Source organism: Paenibacillus sp. ACRRX, assembly GCF_022346885.1.
Classification (GTDB): domain Bacteria; phylum Bacillota; class Bacilli; order Paenibacillales; family Paenibacillaceae; genus Paenibacillus_B.
The window spans coordinates 234781-254267 of the sequence record NZ_JAKRNK010000001.1; the positions used below are offsets into that span (position 1 = coordinate 234781).

A 19487-nucleotide genomic window follows, 5' to 3' on the forward strand; every position below is an offset into this window, starting at 1 on the left:
TCAAACAAGAGATGAAGGAAGCGGTGTTTTCGTGCAACAAGCTATAGCAATGCTTGATTCAGGAGTCGGAGGCTTGACGGTTGTTAAAGAGGTCATGCGCCAGCTCCCTAGAGAGAAAATTATATATTTTGGCGATACAGCTCGCTCTCCGTATGGACCTCGTTCATCGGAAGAAGTAAGACTGTTTACCCGTCAAATTGTAGATTATTTGATCCAGTACCAACCCAAAATGATCGTAATTGCTTGTAATACGGCAGCAGCAGTTGCCTTGGAAGACATACGTCAGCATGTATCAGTACCTGTGGTTGGTGTCATTCACCCAGGGGCCAGGGCAGCCATATCAGCTACCAAATCTGGATATATCGGTGTAATCGGGACAGATGTAACAGTGAAAAGTGGTGCTTATGTGCAAGCACTTAGACGGCTTTCCCCGCATGTAGAGGTAATCTCGCAATCCTGTCCTCAATTTGTACCGCTTGTGGAAAAAGGTATGTACCGATCGGAAGAAACATGGAGTGTCGTTCGGGAGTCTTTGGACGCTGTTCGGGCAACGCCAATTGATACATTAGTACTGGGCTGTACACACTATCCTTTCCTGACCGAGCCGATTCAGGAAGTGATGGGGTCCGGTGTTGAGTTAATTAACTCAGCCGAAGAGACGGCTCGTGAAGTAAGTACCATTTTACAAGATAAGAACCAGCTTGCGGAGAAAGATGATATGCCAGTTCATCAATTTTTTTGCAGCGGTGATCAAGAAATGTTTCAACGTATTGCGAAGGAGTGGCTGGGAGATCAGATCCAAGACATTCCATGTATTTGGCAAGTGCCTCATATTTATTAATTCACAATATAGCATTACTGCGAAGGGCTGTATTCTTTGTCTGAACAGACAGATGAAATACAGCCCTTTCGACAGTTTGATTCATACTTGAAAAATGGGGCGGATGTAAGCAAGTTAACTAAGTTAACCAAGTTTACATCTTGAGCATGGATGTTAACTATATAACTAGCTATCATTAAAGGAACGTAGTATTGCCCAAGCTAGCATCGTATCGGAAACGACTGCCCGCAGCTCTACTTCAGTTAATTGCTCTATAACGTTTAGATGCTGCTCGATGTCGTCCCAGTGAGATATAAGCAACTGCGGTTGCTGGGATGCGGCAGTAGATTCGTGCTGCAATTGCTGAAGCAGGGTGATCAAATGGTTGGATTCGGAATCGGCATGCATTTTGATACAGGCTGCAATTTGTGTAAATGCTGGCACGGGGGAATCTGCTGCGTTAGTTTCTGAAAGGGTCTTTAGCTGGTCCAATTGTTCTGCGGCTAGATGAATAATACGATGATCTTTGCAGTACGACACTAATGCTTCTGGATTATCAAGCAGGCTTCCCGTTAAGATAAGCGGCTCAATCGCGTAAGCGCGCAGCGCGGTCACAAATGAGGTTAAGGCATACTGCTGTTCAAAAGGCTCGTTCCACAACAAGACAATGCAAGGTTTGCCATCTGCAGCACGCTGATCACGAAAGCGATGATGGAGAATCGCGGCTTCGGCCACGGCTGCTACCCGAATTCGCTCCTTCTCCGTAGAAAAAGAACGGTATACATCTTCTTGGGCAGACTGCCATATCCGCTCCCTTGCTTCAACAGGCATTTGAATAAGGGTGTCTATGCCTTCGTACCAATCCTGCACTGTATTTGCAACTTTCCATCCCGTGACCTGATGTGTAATAGAACGATAAGGCAAGGCGTCCGAATAAATGCCTATCGTTCCTGCCGCTGTATATTCTAAATATTTAATCGGACATTTCCCAGATTTGGCGCGGGTTGAATCATCAAGAGGTGCAACCCCGAGGTCAATGTCAATGTTCATAAGCCGATTTAAATATTCGTAATAACTGTACGTAAAAGGCACGTAGCTGACAGGTGATGACAGGGTAGGGAACGTATGCGGGTTCATACCCCAGAATACAAATTCAATCTGTTCTCCGTATTTTTGTGACAGGCGCTGAAAAGCTTCCCACAGCTGCGCGAATTCTTCGGTTCTTGAATTTCCTCCCGTGTATCCTATCCGGAATGGCCGCATGCCATTATTTCTTACAAACGGACGCTTTAGGTAACTCCCCGGTATGTTGGTGCTCAGCGTCAGCACCCGGGGGTTGTGGGGTCGTATGCTGTCAGCGGTAATATCCGAATAGGCTACACAGATATCCGCTTCCTGCAAATGAATCAATAGCTGATTATAATAGTTTTCTCCTGGTGCCAGGTAATGAAATTCAGGACTTACTTGATACAAGTGTAAAAAATCATCGTCCATTAAATAAATGACGGGCTTGCCTATTTGTTGTGCCGCATAATGCTGCAAGACGGAGAAGTCGTAACAAGCCCGATGGAGCACAACGAGATCGGAATCTTTCATATATGAAGTGTCTATCTGATGAAGCGGCACATAAAAGGATTGGAAGAGTGGATTATCAATGCGATTAAAATGCTGGAACGTTATATCGACAGAAGGATCGTAATGCATTTTACTGACTACAAGGGAACGTTTACGCTTCAATGATCTACCGCTCTGCATGGGGGTGTCCGAATATGGAGGCTGCAGATCGGTTGAACTCGCCTTCCAGAGACACGTATTCGCGTGATCGTTGTCATCGTTCCGGGTGAATAAGACGTGCCCTGTAGATATACGTGCTGCATGTTGTAGTTGTGCCAGAGCTGCACTGGAGTGCGCGGTTTGTGTGTTCCATAACTGGATATGCTCCTGCTCCATTCGGTTCTTACAAGTGAGGGACACAGCATCTGCCCACGGTGACAAATTATCAACCTCGGTATGAAGCCAATTGTGGGGCAGCAGCACCTTCTCCCGATTCAAGCCGTTAAAGATACGATAAGCTAGCAGATCATACGGAGCGATCTCACCGATCGCGTTATCCTGTCCGATCGATACTTGGCTCACGATGACATCCACATCATAGAACGGGACAAGCTGGGACCAGCGCTGCCATAACATCCAGTCGCAAACCCGTCGCATGACAACATGTGTATCATACATGCCATACTGCTCGAAGCATTCCCTGGAGTGGAGTACGCTGTTGTTAGCAATGAAATTAGCATCCATAAGTCGACTAGAGCCTGCTGCGAAGTTACTCCCGATGATCCGGCTGTCAGGTGGAAAGGCTTGTGCCTTACCATATACGAGTGCTGGAGAGTGTACTTTTCGGATTTGTTTTAGAAGGATATCTAGCAGCTTTGGCTTCCAAACATCATCGTCAAATTGATAAGCGATATAAGGGGCTCTGGCCAGTATTAGCCCCTCGTTAACCCGGATGGCAGGCAGTCCGGAATTGTAAGCATGCCGCACATGAATGATACGATGATCAATTCTTTGCAGCTCACGAATGGTGTCCAAGCTGCCGTCACGGGAGCCGTCATCTATGATGATCAGCTCCCAGTTGGCAAAGGTTTGTGCGCGCACGCTGTTGATGGCACGGCTTAATAAGCCGGACTGATTGCGACAATAAGTTGGCATAATGATACTTACTTCGGGCGCTTCAATTAAACGATGCGGGTATATAATGTGCTGGTCACGCATAAATAATGAAGCATCGGTCATGAACCCCGCCCCTCCCTGCGCCTTTTCGACGCAAAGCACACCATACGAATGAGGGCGGAGGAGCCTTGTGCGACGGGATGGCGATAAGATGAATCGTGAACATACCCGCAGTTCATGTAAATGCGAATAGCCCGTGTGTTGGTTACTTTCACAAACAGCTCAATAGATTGAAGTCCGAGCGTATTTAAGCCAAATTGAGTCACGGCTTTGACAATTTCTTCACCGTATGACTGACCTTGTGATTCGGAATCCCCTATGAGCACCCGACCGAATTCAGCTCTGCGTTTATAAGGATTGATACGATAGAGTGCAGCCGTGCCGATCGGCTTCTCTTTATCCAGTCTGACGGCAATAAACATCATATCACTATCATTGGTGCGGTAACGTTCGTACCAATTAAAATGTTGTTCAGGTTCAATGACGTGGTCGTCTTGAAACCAGATCCGGATATGCTCTTGATTACGCCAAGAGCGGACCTGATCCAGGTCATGCTCGGTTAAAGGGCGAAGCAGCAGTCGCGGACTCAGAATCCGGTATGAATGATCCATCTTCAATGCGCTCCTTCCCTATAGGTTGCTTACGTACTGTTTGATGACACTCGCGATGGTTTGTACATCTGCATAGGTCATCCGCAGATGCAGCGGCAGCGAGATAATACGGTCCGACATCGTTTCCGCTGTCGGGCATTGACCTCGTGCATGTCGGTACATGCGATAAGCCGTGTTTATACGATAATGCACGCCTGGAAAAATACCATTTTCATTCAACAAAGCTAGCAGTTCATTACGCGCCGGAGCGCTAATCATAAACAAGTGTCGGCTGCTGTCGCAATCTGGTGCTACTGGTATAAAAGGAATGATAGACTTCACTTCAGCCAATGCCTGCTCATACCAGGTACACAATTGTTTGCGGTATGCGTTATCCTGATCGAGATAACGGAGCTGTACCAGACCGATTGCCGCCATAATTGAATTGCCATGGTATTTGTAGCCGACATGTTCAACGTCATACAACCATCTGTATTGGCCCTCAGCATTCGTGCGGGTGTATGTGTCTTTATTAATACCAAGCCAAGACAGCTTACGTACTAGATGATCCTGTGCCTCTTCATGAAAGCACACCATACCGCCATCGGCGGTAGGTAAATTTTTAACCGCCTGAAACGAATACACGACGGCATCCGCTTCTTTCCCAGGTATGCACCCGTGCAAACGAGTCCCTGCCATATGGGCCGCATCCAAAATTAGAGCTAGACCATACTGCTCGCACAGCTTTACGATTCGTTCGTATTGCCCTGTGTTTCCACTCATGCCTACAAATAAGACGGCCCGGGTCCTTGGCGTTATTCGCCGCACCATATCATCTGGGTCCAAGCATAAGTAAGAATCAACATCCGCAAACACGGGTTTTAAAGCATGATAGCGTATTGTATGATTCGTCGAAACAAAGGTAAGTGGTGTCGTAATGATTTCATCGCCTTTTTTCCATCCCTTAGTCATTTTGAGCACTTCTACTGCCAAAGACAGCCCAGCGGTAGCTGAATGAAGGAAATGTGCGTGTTTGAAGCCGGTATATTCCTTCCAACGCTCCTCAAACTCAACCGTTTTATAACCTAGTCCCGTCCATCCTTTTTCCAAACAATCGCGAATCTCGGCGAGACATTCATCGACGCGATAGGTAGGGACGAACAATGGAATGTTCATTGTAATCACTTCCGTTCTATCATATTCAAGCCGTTCGAATGAAGCTGCCCTGATTTACCATATGAAGTTGGAAAAAGAAATGCTTTTTGGCTGGAAGCCAGTTGGAATAGGCACCGGCAGCAGTGAATTGGTGGAGCGATCCAATATACTTACCGTACTGCCAGAGGACCAGTTGTTCACAATATATACTTCACTGCCGTCAGGAGTGACTGCAAGAGTTTCCGGGGGTCCCCCTGTCATTGTCACATTACGATAAAGGGCAGGCTTTGCAGGACTGTGCACATTCAGGCTCACCAGATCCGAACTGTTAGCTGAGGCTACATACAATGCGGCATCATCGGGAGACAGGGCAATTCGATAAGGGATTAATCCAGAAGCAGATGGAATACCAAGTAAAGGGATAGGCGTCAGCATCGTATTGGTAAAACCGTCAATGACCTGAATTTCTCCTGGCAATCCTTGCGCTGCGACATAGATGTACTTGCCATTAGAGCTTGCAGCAAGGTGGACAGGCGCACTTGCATTTGGAACTCCAGGCAGCAGTGGAATGGTAGTGATCACCGTATTTGTAATCGTATTAATGACGGAGATCGTGCCATCATCTTTATTGGCGACGTATAGTCTTTCGGTGGACGGAACAAATTGCAGAGCTACAGCATTATCTCCCACCGTAATAGGGGAACCTGGACGCTGCGTATTGGTTGTGATGTCAAATACAGTTACATAGCTGTTGGGCGAATCGTTGTTTAACGCAAAAACGCGGATCGCATACGGCTCATCCGTGTCGATCGCAATGCTTTCCTTCCCAGTCGGCAGCAAACCTAGTTGGCGTGTATCCGTTAAGATGAGGGAATCATTTAAACTATTGCTGTTGGCTGTAAATGCATAAATGCTGAAATAAGGCAGTGCTACATCGACAGGCATCGAGCTGAGGGGCAGCTGAATCAGGCCGCCTACTTGTTGTTTAGTTACTTGATCAATGACTAGCAGCGTGTCATCTCCGCTATTTACGATGTAGGCGTATTTTGGCATGGAGCTGATGAGTGGGATCGGAATGGAGCCAACTGGCTGACTTAGGGCATTGTTAAAGGTAATTACGCTACGCAGCAGCTCAGCTTCATTATTATTGGCGCTGACTTTTACACCAAAAAAGGCGGTAGCAGTTGGCACGTTTTTAATTAAATAAGTGGAGGCTCCATTTCCAAATGGGCTTAACGTTATGATTTGTGAACCATAAATGGAAGGTGTTTGTGCTCCAGCAGTGTTGTTAAATGCATAAAAGCGGACTACACAGGTCACCGTCAAGTTGGACAGGTTGGTTAAGGTTACATCGACGGAAGCAACACCGTTGTTTGGTCGATTATCATGAGGACCGTATTCGTAAACAAACATTGTTGGAATCTCCTCCTTCTTGTAGCTGAATTTCTCTATCACCACTATATGAATCAGGCGCAGCTTCTACTTGGACCATAATACTAGAGTGATAGAAAGAGGCGCTGTTCATCGGGTATTGATGCTGAGGATTGCTGCATATAAGTAGTAAATGGATGTATATAAGGAGAGGAGAGAGCAATGTGAGTAATGGGGCTATACCGTATACGATTCAAAGAGGGGATACCTACCTGCGCATTTGCTTGCGTTACGGTATTCACCTTCCAGCTTTATTGGCCATTAATCCACATATTCGAGTGGAAGAGTACGCTATTCCAGGTCAACTCATTTACATTCCACAGCGGCCAACCAACATTTACGTGGTACAGCAAGAAGAAAGCTTCTATGAGATTGCGTCTCGCTTTCGAGTCCCCGCACAATGGCTGGCCAATGCGAATCCAACCGTGAATCCCCGCAGATTGAATGGGGGGCAAAGCATCGTTATACCGTACTGGACAGATGAGCGAGACGTTCGCACACAAGCGGAATATGGACCGAATCAATTGGCTGATGATATACAACGATTGCTGCAGCGTTATCCTTTTATAGCAAGTGAACAGATTGGGACGAGCGTAATGGGAAAGCCAATCTTCGCTTTAGGTATAGGTACAGGACCCTTCCGTGTGCAGGCTAATGGAGCGGTGCATGCTAATGAATGGATAACCTCAGCACTGCTGATGCAATTTGTAGAGGATTACGCAATGCATTATGAGAGGTGTGCCTTATGGCAAGGATGGGACCCGCATGGTGCATACAATAGAACGGCACTATGGGTTGTACCGATGGTTAATCCAGACGGAGTGGAGCTTGTTCAGGAGGGGGTTACATATCAGCACCCTTATGGTACACAACTGGCCGATTGGAACGTCTATGGCAAACAATATTCGCTATGGAAAGCGAACATTAGGGGAGTTGATCTAAATGATCAATTTCCAGCGTATTGGGACGAGGAAAAAGAGCGGAGGCAAGTAGATGGACCATCGCCCATGAATTACAGCGGGGACTCACCACTTTGTGAACCGGAGGCGGAGGCGCTTGCTCAATTTACGCTGCGGGAGCCATTTGAGCTTGCGTTATCGTTTCACTCGCAGGGTCAAGAAATCTATTGGAACTATCGGGACTTTGAGCCTGATGTTTCAGAGGCGTGGGCTAGAACATTTGAATTAGCCAGCGGATATCGTGCAGTGAAGCTGTCCGGCAGTGATGCCGGTTTTAAGGATTGGTTTATTCAGACTTTCCGTAAGCCTGGTTTTACAGTGGAGATTGGTATGGGCGTTAATCCGCTGCCATTAAATCAATTTGAAAGGTTATATGTTGAAGTAAGCTCCATTATGCGGGCAGCACTAAACGGAATGCCCGCTCAAGAATCGAGGGTTTCCGCAGGCAAAGAGTCTGAGTTATTAGGGTGAAAATTTGCCCGTAAGGTAGGTTCACGCGTAGAAGTCCAGGGATCTATTAGCTGTATGTGACAAATGAAATGGCATACACTATGCTAAGAGCATAAGGAGGTGTGTGTCATGTCAGCAAATCGACTTAACCAACCGTCATCATCGCGGCCACCTAAGCGTACGTGGGGTAGACTATGGTTTCTATTCCGTTCTGCCCCTGCACTGCTTGGCTCACGTTATGTACCGTTTAAGCTTAAGTTTTTCTTTGTAGGAGCTGTGTTCTTGTACTGGGTTATGCCCGACTTGATGCCATTTATGCCGATTGATGACATTGTGTTTACGATGGTGCTGATCCCTTGGTTTTCTAAGCAAGCCAAGAAATATGAGCCTCCAAATGCCAGCCCTGGCAGGTGAAAGTGAGGGATATGGTTGCTTAACCTTTAGAGTTCCCTTACAATAGTATTGCTCGTAAGGTTGAACATAATGGGGATAAATCGGAGTGACATAAGATGAGTAACGATATACGTATTTGTGATAAATGCCGCCATATTAAGATGAAATCCTTTCTTCCAAAAGTGAAAAAGCTAGACCCTGAAGCAGAGATTAAGATTGGCTGCAAGTCCTACTGCGGTCACTGCACGAAGCGTGTGTTTATTTATGTGAATGGCCGTTATATTACAGCGCCAACGGAAGATGAGGCGATCGAGAAAGCGAAGCCATTTATCAAATAGAGGGAACGGATGCATAATTGCAGTATCGGCATCGCATCCTAACAAGGATGTTGAACAGCTTATATCTTGAGCAGCTGTTTATACCGAGGAGGTAAAGGACGATGTCGAAGTACGATTCAAGCTTACAGTCGCAGAATCCAATTTCTCAGGCGCAAAATGCAGTGGAGACAGCACACCACGCCATATCGCAAGCAATGTCACATCCGTCTGATCAGTCTGTAGTTCAGGCTGAGCATGCTTTAGAGCGGGCAGATCGTGCTGTGACTCAAGCGGGAGATAGTGTGAATCAGCAGGCGGTAGAATTCGCGGAGGAATTGCTTGGAGAAGAGCATGGACGACTGCAATCATTGCTTGAGAGCGAGCAGTGGAAGAATCATAAGTAATTCAGATGAGACGGTGGTTTATCCGTAGGAATATCCCCTTAAGGTATACAGTGAAGAATTGAGTTCATAGCGGCATGAATTCGACACTGTTGATCCAAAGGGGATATTTTTCATGCAACGGAAGGGTGATCATTTATGTCTCCATCTCATAATGTTACGCGGGTTGAGTGGTTATTCTTCTGCTGGTGTAAGCATTTCCGCGCACCAACAGTTTTACGATTTCTTAACTTGACCTTCATCTATATGCAACATATATTTATTACAAATGTATGGAATAAGAACAAATGTTAGGCGGATGTTCATGTTAAATGCAGATGAACGAAAATTGATCGTGAAAATATGCAAGCTGTATTACTTCGAATCGATGACTCAAGAGAAAATAGCTGTAAAATTCGGAATATCGAGACCTGCTGTCTCCAAGCTGCTGCAAAAGGCACGTGATGAGGCGATTGTTGAAATTCTCATTCACGATGATACGCTCGAAACTAGTGATTTGGAAAATGAAATCGAGACAGCGTTTGATCTGAAGCAGGTGCTGGTTGTGCCAACAAGAGATCTGAATCAAGACTTAGTATACAGCACAGTAGGCAAGGCAGCGGCTAACTTTGTATTACGAACGATGAAACAAGTCGATCGTATTGGAGTATCGTGGGGGACGACGCTGTACCATATTGTGAAGGAGTTTCCTTTTGAAAAAAGAGAGGGACTAAAGGTTGTCCCACTGGTTGGAGGAATGGGGAATGATAATACAGAGATTCATGCCAACCAAATTGCGTATGAGCTGTCCAAAAAACTGGGCGGCAAATGTGAATCACTCTACGCGCCTGCCGTCGTAGAAACAGAAGACCTCCGAAATAAACTCATCGAGCTTCCCCATATTGCTGCTGTGCTGGAAGAAGGTCAACAAATCGACATAGCTTTGGTCGGTATCGGCAATCCATTTGCTTGTTCAACGATGGAACAGATCGGCTATTTGAATCAAGAGGTGCTGCAGGAGTTGAAGTCGTTAAATGCAGTAGCCGATATTAATTCCCGCTTTATTAACCAAGAAGGTCATCTTTGTGCTCATCCGATCCATAATAAGGTCATTGGTATGGAGTTGGAGCAGTTAAGAGCGGTAAGTCTGGTCATAGGCATTGCAATGGGGATACATAAAGTCGACAGTATATTGGCTGCTCTGAAAGGGAAGTATGTACATGTGCTCATTACCGACGAATTGACGGCAGCAGAGCTTGTTGGCCGCTTGAAGGAGACACGGTGACCACTGCTATGCGAGGAGAACTTCTAACATCTAAAAGCCCTATGATCGTCATACCTTTGTTCGAAGTAAAGGTTCGTTCATAGGGATTTTGCTTGTTTTATGTCATTATTGCAGCAAGCCTACAAGCTTCAATCCGTGGGCAATCCCATCTTGGCTTACGTCTTTTGTAATGTAACGAGCTGCTTCCTTTACGGAATCAGGCGAATTGCCCATAGCTACACTGTGTCCAACATAACAAAACATTTCCAAGTCATTTAAATTGTCGCCGAAGGCATACACATCCTCCTTGGCAAAGCCGAGGTGTTCAATATATCGTTTGATCCCCTGAGCCTTTGAACCGCCAGACGGCAGTACATCCATAGCAGCCGGATGCCAACGGACAAACTCCAGCTGCGGAAACCGCTGCCTGTACTCTAATTCCTCTTCTTCGGTACAAAATAGCATCGACTGATAAATATGGCGTTCCTTATAGTATTCTGGATCACATACAGGATGCTTGTATTGCAATGAACCGATTCCTGCTTCGATACGAGCGTGGAAAGGGGTGCTGCTGCGCATCGCTTCATGATCCAAGTATACGAGTGGATGACCGATCTGCAAGGTATGCGCTGATAAGGAGTGCAGCACATCCGACGGAATAGGATGCTGATAGATTACTTTGTTATCCAGCATCACGTATTGGCCGTTGAAACAAACAAAGGAGTGAATGTCGAGCTCATCTTGTAATGCTTTCAGCATAAAGGGAGAGCGGCCAGTAGCAAAGGCGACTTCATGTCCAGCATCTTTCAAGGCAAGGACAGCTTCCTTGGCGGAAGCGGGCAATTGTTTGTGATGATCAAGCAGCGTTCCATCAATATCAAAAAAAATCATACGTTTTGTCGTTGTCATGTACACACCCCTTGATGCGATTGTAGTTAAAGCTTGTTATGTGAGTTCGTCTAATAATAAGTTGAGCGATACTGTCGTATGCAGTTGAAATTGCTGGGGGGAGAAAATTTCCCACAAGCCGTCCTCGGTCTGGATATGATAATGAAATTCTTTTCCTTGAAACTGCACATTGGTCACCTCTCCTGGAACCCCTGGTACATGAGAAGCATTCAGCTGGAATTGATCTGGTCGGACGGGATACAATCCGCACGTCTTGAAGTAATCTGCAACCTGGCTTCCTTGCCATTGAATTATTCCATCCGTATGCAGTGGTGTAAACTGATCGTGGTGCCAGCTTCCATGCACAAGGTTGGCCTTGGATACAAATTGGGCGACAAATTCCGTCTGCGGACGCAAATAAATATCCTGCGGAGTTCCAACCTGTTCAATCTGTCCGTCCTTCATGACGATAATGCGATCCGCCATGGCCAATGCTTCTCCCTGATCGTGTGTCACATATACGATAGCTGTTCCCGTTTGACGGTGAATGGACTGTATCTCCTTGCGCATGTCCATACGAAGCATTGCATCCAGACTGCTTAGCGGTTCGTCCATCAACAGCAGAGACGGCTCGGCAGCAATCGCTCTTGCAATGGCTACGCGCTGCTTCTGGCCGCCAGACAATTCATGGGGCATACGGGCACTGTGTTGGGACAAGCCAACCATTTGCAGCACACTGGTAATACGTTCTTGCTCTTTCTCCCGGATAGCGGCAGGTGTTTCCTTATGATGGCGAATCGGGAAGCGGACGTGTTCTGTAACATTCATGTGCGGCCATAAGGCGAACGCCTGAAACACCATGCCGATTCGACGTTTTTCTGGAGGCAGACTGAAGCTTGCGCTTGCAACCAGCGTCTGGTTCATGTGGATTTCTCCAGTAGTTGGCTGCTCGAACCCCGCCAACATACGCAGCAGGGTTGTTTTTCCGCAGCCGGAAGGACCCAGAATAGCAACAAACTCGCCGTTGGCGATGTTGAGATTCAACGTATTAAGTGCTTGGAAATTCCCAAATCTCTTGCTGACTTCGACGATTTGAATACTCATTGTGGCTGAACTCCTTTTTTGGATTGAAGCTTTTGTATGAAATGCAAGATGGCCATACCTGCAACAATAACGATCACGATTAAGCTGGACAAAGCGGTAGAATACAGCGTGCTGCCGGCCTGCTCGAAGCTGAAGATGGTAACCCCGATTGTTTGCGAGCCTGTTGACCATAACAGTGCGGACACGGTAAGTTCCGTCAGTGCCGTCAAAAATACTAGGAATGCTCCGCTAAGTAGTGCTGGCAGCAGCAAAGGCAGCAGGATAGAAATCCATTTGCGCCACATACCCGCCCCAAAAATATGTGCTGCCTCTTCCATCGAAGCGTCAATTTGAGTAAATGCTGTGATGCCGGCTCGTACTTGTAGAATAAGAAATCGACATACATATGCGATAAATAATATACGAATGGAGCCATAAATACCGGGATTCCAGCCAGGAATCGGTTCCATCCAGGTCAAGATCATACATAATCCGAACACGATGCCAGGCAGCGTGTAGGGGAGTGCAACCGCCAGTTCTGCGGACTTCGTCATCCAAGAAGGCTTTCTTACCCGAACGTAGGCAAGCAGCGATCCAAGAAGCAGACAGATGATCGTAGTTGACACAGAAAGCAGGAGGCTGTTCTTAATCGATTCCCATACTTTTGGATTGTCGAACAAAATGAATTCATAATTAGATAATGTCAGATTAGCCGCTTGGAACGGCAATCCGTACGCTTTTTTTAATGAGATAGCGATCATGGATAATAACGGAACAATAGTAATCACAGTTAAGAACGTCCAGATGCCAGCTGAAACCCATCTCCGGTGCTTGCCTAGTGCATAGCGCGGACTGTGATCGATGACAACCGTGTCGACAGCTCTAATTTTACGGACGGAAAGCCATTGCAGGAGTGTGCCTATAATAGCGAATATCCCCAAAAGGACGGATAAAGCTGCTCCACGGGCAAATGCAGACGGACCAAACCCGATAATTTCCTCGTATATCAGTGTGCTTAAGACAGATATATGGGCTGGAATACCAAGAAAAGCAGGTATGCCGAAGTTGTCCAGCGACGCCAGAAAGACGAGTAATCCTCCTGCAGTCAGTCCGGGCAATGCTAAAGGAAGAGTGACAAGACAGAACGTTTTCCATCTGCCAGCTCCACTGGCGCGTGTAGCCCATTCCAAATCACGTGGAATTTTTTTGAGTACATCCACAGTTAACAAGTAAACGAGGGGGAAATGGTGAATCCCCATTACAAAAATAATGCCGCCATAGCTATACATACTCCAAGGTGTAGCATCGGTATGAAATAGACGCAGAAACTGAGCTGCCAGTCCTTGGCTGCCCATAAAGGAGGACCAAGACAGTGTAAGCACGTATGATGGCAAAATAAAGGACAGCAGCATCGCCATATGCAGTGCTTTTTTATGATTCAGGTCGGTATAAGCCATTAACCAGGCAGCGGTCACACCTAAGGCAATCGATACGATGGAGGAGCCAACAACAATAATTAAAGTATCAATCAACGTGTTCCACAGTCGATCCTGACGCAGCATTTCAGTATAGTGCTGTAATGAGAATCCTTCAGTACCTTGTACACTCAAATAAACCAGTTTGCCTATTGGCAGTACGAAGAATAAAAACAATAAGATCAGCAGCAGCAACAAAGTCGTTCGTTTTGCAAGCAGCCCCGGCAGGGAGGGGAGAGACCATTTACCCCCGTGTTCTCCCTTAGCCGCATAAATTTTTTTCGAATCCATCATGATGTATACGCTCCGTCTGTTATTGTCCAAACACCTCAGTGAATTGTTTCTTATCCGCGTCACGGGCCTCAGTCAGTGTGGATATATCCGAAGATAACACATTGAACTCACTCAGCCCTTTTAATCCTGCTGGAGCAGCAACACCATCACGAATCGGTGTGTACCCGATTTCGGCGGATACCTTTTGACCGTCCTCAGATAGGACAAAATCGACGAATGCTTTAGCCGCTGTGCCGTTTGTTGTATTTTTTAGAATGCCAATCGGCTCCGTAATAACGGGTACGCCTTCTGTTGGATACACCAACTCCACGGGGGAACCTTTTGCTTTCTCACGGGCTACGAGGAAATCAACCACCATCCCGTAAGATTTTTCTCCACTGGATACTGCGTTCAGTACGGCACCGTTACCTTTAACTACTGTTGTGCTGTTGGACTTTAAGCCTTTAAAGTAGTCCCAACCGAAGCCATCCGTGCGGCTTAATACGCCTACGTTATATGCAGCGGCTCCTGAGTAGAGCGGGTTAGGCATAATAGCGGCATCCTTGCTTTCGGGTGCTGTCAGTGCCTGCCAGGAGGTTGGTATAGTTTTCACCTTTTGTGTATTTACAGCGAGTACCGTTGCCATAACTTTTGTACCCGCGTACATCCCGTCTTTATCCACAAGGTTGTCGGGGATTTTAGACAATTCAGGTGATTTATACGTTAACAGCAGATCCTGCTTCTTCAGTCCTTCGAAAGTGACCGCATCAGCTAGCAAAAGCACATCAGCTTGGACTTTGCCTGCCTGCTGCTCCGCCTGTATTTTGGCCGTTACTTCCTCGGTTCCAGAACGAAAGCTTTCGACCGTGACATCTGGATATTTTTGATTAAATGCGGCTATCAGCTTGGTCACATCCGCCTCTGGCTGGGATGTATAGAAAGATAGCTTTCCTGATACGGAGGAAGAGGCCTCAGACTTGGAGGTTGACTGTTGTGCACCCGTGCTGCAGCCGCTGAAGATCAATAAAGCCGTTAAACTTAACATAACAAGTCCTTTTTTTAACAAGATGATTCTCTCCCTACGTTAATTTATGGATAGTATTTGTGTATAAGAGATACAATTCTGAAATTTCCTATTAAATATAAAGAGCATTTGTCAATAGACGCTTAACAGGGAAGATTAGCTTTGTAAATACGGACAATCATGATAAGTGGATAGTATACGAGACACGAGAAAGATATACGATAGTGATATATGGGATGTAATCCCGATTAGGCATGCTGACAGGACAGAAAGTATCTGTTTACTGCCTTGGCAACACCGTCTTCCTCGTTGCTGGCCGTGATCGCGTTGGCAGCTTGTTTGGCCAGCTCGCTGCCATTTGCCATAGCAATTCCGAGTCCTGCCCACTGGAGCATATCGATATCATTGTCGTAGTCACCGATTGCTACAGCTGCAGAAGGTGCAAGGCCGAGCGTATGACTCACCACTTCTAAGCCCGACCTTTTGCTCACCCCAGCGGCATTAATATCGAAGCGCCTTTGACCGGTTCTTGTCAGCGCGAACTCCTGCTGTGCCCCAAGCTCTTTGTATAATTCGTCTAGCAGCTGCGTGTCATCGCTGATCATAGTCGCCTTATACAATGGAACATCATTCGCTTGGACAAAGTTAAGCAGGCTTCCAACAGCCTTTACCTGAATCCTATCGGCTTGCTCCTGATAATGTTCATAAGCGAGCGGTTTCCGAGGATCGATGACGACATTAGCTAATGGCCAACTCGCATTCATCGCATTTATTTCCCGGACAAAAAGTTCCTGATAGCCATAGAAATGTACATATGTGCTTGTCTGCTCCGCCAATTCGGCAATGCGCCGGGCGGCAGCGGGTACAATCGGATACCCGTGTTTAAGTTCACCTGTGTTTGCATCCAGGATAACAGCACCGTTAAATGCAACCAATGGACAAGTCATGCCGATGTGCTGTCCATGAAGCCAGACCGAAGCAGGAAAACGCCCTGAAGCGATCATTACATTCACCCCCTTTCTGATGAGGCTTTGCAAAGTTTGTTGAACGAAGGGGGTGATGACTTTGTTTCGATTTAATAGTGTGCCATCCATGTCCAGTGCAAGTAATTGATACATCGCTTTTCTCCGTTTCACATGTGATGTCAAATCGTGTAGCTGCTTATGCCATCCGGTAGCAAGACCGGCCCTCGGTAAACGGCACTTGCCGTTTGCCTCATATGCAACAGGTTGCCATCACTCGGCAAATGCACAAGCACAAGCTTCTTAACGCCTGCTCTTTCGGCAATCGTGGCTGCTTCCGCTGCATTCATATGGCCTTGTCCCGTTGTATGTGAGCTGCCTTCGCACACGGTGGCTTCACAGAGCAAAATATCTGCATCCTTCGCCAGCTTCACCAGCGATTCACAATAGGCAGTGTCTCCAGAGTAGACGAGCACCTTGCCTTTATAGGTAATCTTGACCGCAAAACAAGTAATCGTGTGCTCCACGGGAGCGAATTCGATGTCCGCGCCTGCCAGGCGAATTTTTAATGCTGAATCAATCTGTGTAACTTCGGTATGCGGCCCAGACAGTGTTCCGAATATGTCCGCTGGTTGTTCAGGAGCGAACAGCCGCAATTTGTGCTGCATTCGATTGTTTCGAATAGCACCTAAGGCGGCGTATTGCAGCACGCCGATATCTGCCATATGATCATGGTGCACATGAGACAATATGACGCCAGATAGCTGTTCCACTGTCGCATGATGCGACAAACGGCTCATTACTCCACTGCCACAGTCCAGCAGAATATGCCCTTCTTCCGTTGTAACCAAGTAGCCAGACGTTGCACCACCGGCCAAGGGATACCCTCCCCAGTACCCCAGAATCGATACTTTCATGTCTTCACCTCGATGATCTTGCTTCAATCGCTTAACATTTGTTCACATCATATACATTTGTAATAAATATAGGTCTTGGGGGTAAGAGGGTCAAGTTAAGTTCGTGTAAATGGATGCTGCCTACAATGCGTTTACAGTCCGCTTACAGCCTGCTTACATTACGTTTACAGTCCGCTTACATTATGCTTACATGATGCGCTAGCCTGTTCAATTGCAGCGCTTAGACATAGTCAATGGAAAGGGGATATGATGTCGATATCACAAGCAAATGGACGAGGATGGAGCGGAATATAAAAAAAGTGGTTGAGCGTCTGCTCAACCACGGAAAAGCTATCGATATGCTGCTGTGCTGCTGTGAAATGACGTTGAACTACCTGTAGTTAACGTGTTACGGTTTGGCTGCCTTGCTGCGTCCAATATAATCCTGTGTAATCACAATATCGGACACGGTGAGACGCTTCATCGCCTCGTCATGGAGAGGCTTGCACGGAGCGACGTCTCCTGGCTCGCCCGTTGCATAGTTGTAGCAGGTGCCATTCTCAAATATGCCGTCCGCCGAAGGTACATAGTATATCGTTCCGTTTGTATAGGAGCCGTTGCGCAGCACTATTAAGTGTTCGCCAGCAGCTTGAATATGACTGCCCATATAATGCTTATCTGCAGGCGTAATACCCAGCCAGTGCATAACAGTAGGCGAGAGATCAAGCTGACCCGTTACAGTATCATACGTTCCGGCCTCTGCTCCTCCAGGCAAGTGTACGATCAGTGGCACCTGATTTTTCATTTCAAGCATTTGGAAGTCGCTTACAGGATGGCCAAGCAGCTTCTCAAGCGGCTCACGATCAGGGATAGAATTGTCATGGTCTCCATAGAACATCAAAATACTGTTGTCCCACAGTCCATTTTTCTTTAGATCGGAAATGAACTCGCCCATAGCTGCATCTACATAATGAACAGCTTCTAGGTAGTCGCCAAATATTGTATCCTTGTAAGGTGCTACATCGAGCTTCTGGACGCTTGTCGGCAGCTTATATGGATGGTGGCTCGTTAACGTGATCATAAAGCTGTAGAAAGGCTGTTTCTCCTTAGCCATCCGTTCTACCGATTGGCGGAAGAACGACTTGTCCCCAACGGACCAGCCGAGCGGCTCGTCAACGGTATAGTCTTTGCGGCTCATAAAGAAGTCATAGCCCAAATTATTATACACAATGTATCGATTCCAGAATCCAGCGTCATAAGCATGATAAGCGCCTGTTGTATAGCCGTTTTCCTTCAGAATGTGCGGCATCGCATCATACGTATGATTAGGATACCGAATAAATACGGAGCCTGTCGGCAGCGGATGCAAGCTGGTTTGAACGCCAAAATCTGCGTCAGATGTACGTCCTTGTCCCGTCTGATGGAAGAAACGGTTAAAGTACATACTTTCCTTCAGCAGTGCATTTAAGTTCGGTGTTAACTCTTGTCCATTAAAGCTCTTGCCAATGACAAAATTTTCAAAGGCTTCAGCCTGCACGATAATGATATTTTTGCCCTTGTATTTGCCAAAAGTGGAGGCAGGTCCACTAAGCATTGGCTCATGCTCTTTAAACCACTGTCCGACAAGCGCTTCATCTTCCGGACTGATTGAATTGGAAGAGAACCAATTTTCACGTGCATAGCGATAGATATCATAACCATGGAAGCCGTATAATCCTGTGATGTTATAGAGTGATGCATTCCACCAGTTGCCGGAAAATACACCTTTAGCCCAGGTCGTCGTGGCATGCTGTATGGGTACAAATAATAATACGGCTCCCAAGATCAGACTAAGCACGCCGTTTAACAGGCGAACCCACCCGCGACGAGGAGCTCTATTGTAGTTAGAGGTGGAAGATAGCGCCTGCCTACGCGCTTGTTTCAGGGTACGTGTCTGCCAGATTACTAGCGGAATGAAGATCAACCAGTCAAGGAACAGTTTATAGTCTTTCCAAGAAATAAGGGACACGATACTATCTCCCAAAGCACTGACCTGAAAAGCCTGCATGAGCACAGGAACTGTAATAAAATCCTGAAAATAACGGAAATAGACGAGATCCGAGAACAGAAGGATCGTCAGCAGTATATTCAGAATGAGCAAAGTCAAGGGACGCCAATGCTTGGGCAGCCACCATGTCCAACCGCCGATGACAAACAGCGCGCCTAGCGTTACGCTAAAATCGCTTAAATCAAACGCCATATTGGGAATGCTTAACGTCTTGTTCAGCCAGTAGCATTTCCAGCACATAACAGCCAAAAAAAGAACAAAGGTGAACCCGTTTACGGTCAGCAGCTTCGACCATTTCCGTCCTGATTCAGATGAATGAATAGGGCTGCTCGGTATCGATTGCATCTTAC

17 protein-coding genes are annotated in these 19487 nt (G+C 46.6%); 6 read left to right on the forward strand and 11 right to left on the reverse strand.

All coding sequences use genetic code 11. The features are described 5' to 3' along the window. The first annotated feature begins 31 nt into the window (after positions 1-31). Positions 32-841 (forward strand): glutamate racemase, encoded by an 810-nt coding sequence (gene racE / locus MH117_RS01005; protein WP_285107966.1) that lies wholly within the window; start codon positions 32-34, stop codon positions 839-841. A gap of 165 nt (positions 842-1006) precedes the next feature. Here the strand turns inward: racE and MH117_RS01010 are convergent, their stop codons facing one another. From MH117_RS01010 to MH117_RS01025, 4 genes are read right to left on the reverse strand one after another with little or no spacing between them, the layout of a single operon-like run. Then, on the reverse strand, positions 1007-3613 hold the full coding sequence (locus tag MH117_RS01010) for a glycosyltransferase (protein ID WP_239326513.1): 2607 nt from the start codon (positions 3611-3613) through the stop codon (positions 1007-1009). Further along, positions 3610-4161 (reverse strand): GNAT family N-acetyltransferase, encoded by a 552-nt coding sequence (locus MH117_RS01015; protein ID WP_239326515.1) that lies wholly within the window; start codon positions 4159-4161, stop codon positions 3610-3612. The genes MH117_RS01010 and MH117_RS01015 overlap by 4 nt, the downstream gene beginning before the upstream one ends. Before the next feature lie 18 nt (positions 4162-4179). Next, positions 4180-5316 (reverse strand): DegT/DnrJ/EryC1/StrS family aminotransferase, encoded by a 1137-nt coding sequence (locus MH117_RS01020; protein ID WP_239326517.1) that lies wholly within the window; start codon positions 5314-5316, stop codon positions 4180-4182. Between the two features lie 54 nt (positions 5317-5370). Further along, positions 5371-6708 (reverse strand): YncE family protein, encoded by a 1338-nt coding sequence (locus MH117_RS01025; RefSeq protein WP_239326519.1) that lies wholly within the window; start codon positions 6706-6708, stop codon positions 5371-5373. Between the two features lie 182 nt (positions 6709-6890). Between MH117_RS01025 and MH117_RS01030 the strand changes: the two genes are divergently transcribed. The 5 genes from MH117_RS01030 (at position 6891) to MH117_RS01050 (ending at position 10510) form a co-directional block, all read left to right on the forward strand. Next, positions 6891-8156, forward strand: a complete 1266-nt coding sequence (locus tag MH117_RS01030; protein WP_239326521.1) for a M14 family metallopeptidase — start codon at positions 6891-6893, stop codon at positions 8154-8156. Between the two features lie 108 nt (positions 8157-8264). After that, entirely contained in the window at positions 8265-8549 is a 285-nt protein-coding gene (locus MH117_RS01035; protein WP_239326523.1) for a hypothetical protein, read from the forward strand. 95 nt (positions 8550-8644) lie between these two features. Then, positions 8645-8866 carry a YuzB family protein gene (locus MH117_RS01040; protein ID WP_028546298.1) on the forward strand — a complete coding sequence of 74 codons (222 nt, stop codon included), beginning with the start codon at positions 8645-8647 and terminating at the stop codon, positions 8864-8866. Positions 8867-8967: 101 nt separating this feature from the next. Further along, complete coding sequence (locus tag MH117_RS01045; protein WP_239326525.1) at positions 8968-9249, forward strand: hypothetical protein; 282 nt, start codon at positions 8968-8970, stop codon at positions 9247-9249. 301 nt (positions 9250-9550) lie between these two features. Next, entirely contained in the window at positions 9551-10510 is a 960-nt protein-coding gene (locus tag MH117_RS01050) for a sugar-binding transcriptional regulator (RefSeq protein WP_239326527.1), read from the forward strand. 105 nt (positions 10511-10615) lie between these two features. Here the strand turns inward: MH117_RS01050 and MH117_RS01055 are convergent, their stop codons facing one another. The 7 genes from MH117_RS01055 to MH117_RS01085 form a co-directional block, all read right to left on the reverse strand. Continuing rightward, positions 10616-11398, reverse strand: a complete 783-nt coding sequence (locus tag MH117_RS01055; protein WP_239326529.1) for a Cof-type HAD-IIB family hydrolase — start codon at positions 11396-11398, stop codon at positions 10616-10618. A 36-nt stretch (positions 11399-11434) separates the two neighbouring features. Further along, a complete protein-coding gene (locus MH117_RS01060) occupies positions 11435-12481 on the reverse strand; it encodes an ABC transporter ATP-binding protein (protein ID WP_239326531.1) in 1047 nt (348 codons plus the stop codon). Continuing rightward, positions 12478-14229, reverse strand: coding sequence for an ABC transporter permease (locus MH117_RS01065; RefSeq protein ID WP_239326533.1), 1752 nt, complete (start codon positions 14227-14229; stop codon positions 12478-12480). The genes MH117_RS01060 and MH117_RS01065 overlap by 4 nt, the downstream gene beginning before the upstream one ends. 19 nt (positions 14230-14248) lie before the next feature. Then, positions 14249-15253, reverse strand: a complete 1005-nt coding sequence (locus MH117_RS01070; protein WP_275444504.1) for an ABC transporter substrate-binding protein — start codon at positions 15251-15253, stop codon at positions 14249-14251. A 227-nt stretch (positions 15254-15480) separates the two neighbouring features. Beyond that, positions 15481-16368, reverse strand: a complete 888-nt coding sequence (locus MH117_RS01075) for a Cof-type HAD-IIB family hydrolase (RefSeq protein WP_239326535.1) — start codon at positions 16366-16368, stop codon at positions 15481-15483. 8 nt (positions 16369-16376) lie between these two features. After that, positions 16377-17111, reverse strand: a complete 735-nt coding sequence (locus tag MH117_RS01080) for an MBL fold metallo-hydrolase (RefSeq protein ID WP_239326537.1) — start codon at positions 17109-17111, stop codon at positions 16377-16379. A 388-nt stretch (positions 17112-17499) separates the two neighbouring features. Then, positions 17500-19482: an LTA synthase family protein gene (locus tag MH117_RS01085; protein WP_239326539.1), complete on the reverse strand. Its 1983-nt coding sequence runs from the start codon at positions 19480-19482 to the stop codon at positions 17500-17502. Positions 19483-19487: the final 5 nt, after the last annotated feature.

Coding starts and splice junctions, on each gene's coding strand:
- MH117_RS01010 (WP_239326513.1), bottom strand. CDS start 3,613: ATGACCGATGCTTCATTATTTATGCGTGACCAGCACATTATATACCCG.
- MH117_RS01015 (WP_239326515.1), bottom strand. CDS start 4,161: ATGGATCATTCATACCGGATTCTGAGTCCGCGACTGCTGCTTCGCCCT.
- MH117_RS01020 (WP_239326517.1), bottom strand. CDS start 5,316: ATGAACATTCCATTGTTCGTCCCTACCTATCGCGTCGATGAATGTCTC.
- MH117_RS01025 (WP_239326519.1), bottom strand. CDS start 6,708: ATGTTTGTTTACGAATACGGTCCTCATGATAATCGACCAAACAACGGT.
- MH117_RS01035 (WP_239326523.1), top strand. CDS start 8,265: ATGTCAGCAAATCGACTTAACCAACCGTCATCATCGCGGCCACCTAAG.
- MH117_RS01040 (WP_028546298.1), top strand. CDS start 8,645: ATGAGTAACGATATACGTATTTGTGATAAATGCCGCCATATTAAGATG.
- MH117_RS01045 (WP_239326525.1), top strand. CDS start 8,968: ATGTCGAAGTACGATTCAAGCTTACAGTCGCAGAATCCAATTTCTCAG.
- MH117_RS01050 (WP_239326527.1), top strand. CDS start 9,551: ATGTTAAATGCAGATGAACGAAAATTGATCGTGAAAATATGCAAGCTG.
- MH117_RS01055 (WP_239326529.1), bottom strand. CDS start 11,398: ATGACAACGACAAAACGTATGATTTTTTTTGATATTGATGGAACGCTG.
- MH117_RS01060 (WP_239326531.1), bottom strand. CDS start 12,481: ATGAGTATTCAAATCGTCGAAGTCAGCAAGAGATTTGGGAATTTCCAA.
- MH117_RS01065 (WP_239326533.1), bottom strand. CDS start 14,229: ATGATGGATTCGAAAAAAATTTATGCGGCTAAGGGAGAACACGGGGGT.
- MH117_RS01070 (WP_275444504.1), bottom strand. CDS start 15,253: ATGTTAAGTTTAACGGCTTTATTGATCTTCAGCGGCTGCAGCACGGGT.
- MH117_RS01080 (WP_239326537.1), bottom strand. CDS start 17,111: ATGAAAGTATCGATTCTGGGGTACTGGGGAGGGTATCCCTTGGCCGGT.
- MH117_RS01085 (WP_239326539.1), bottom strand. CDS start 19,482: ATGCAATCGATACCGAGCAGCCCTATTCATTCATCTGAATCAGGACGG.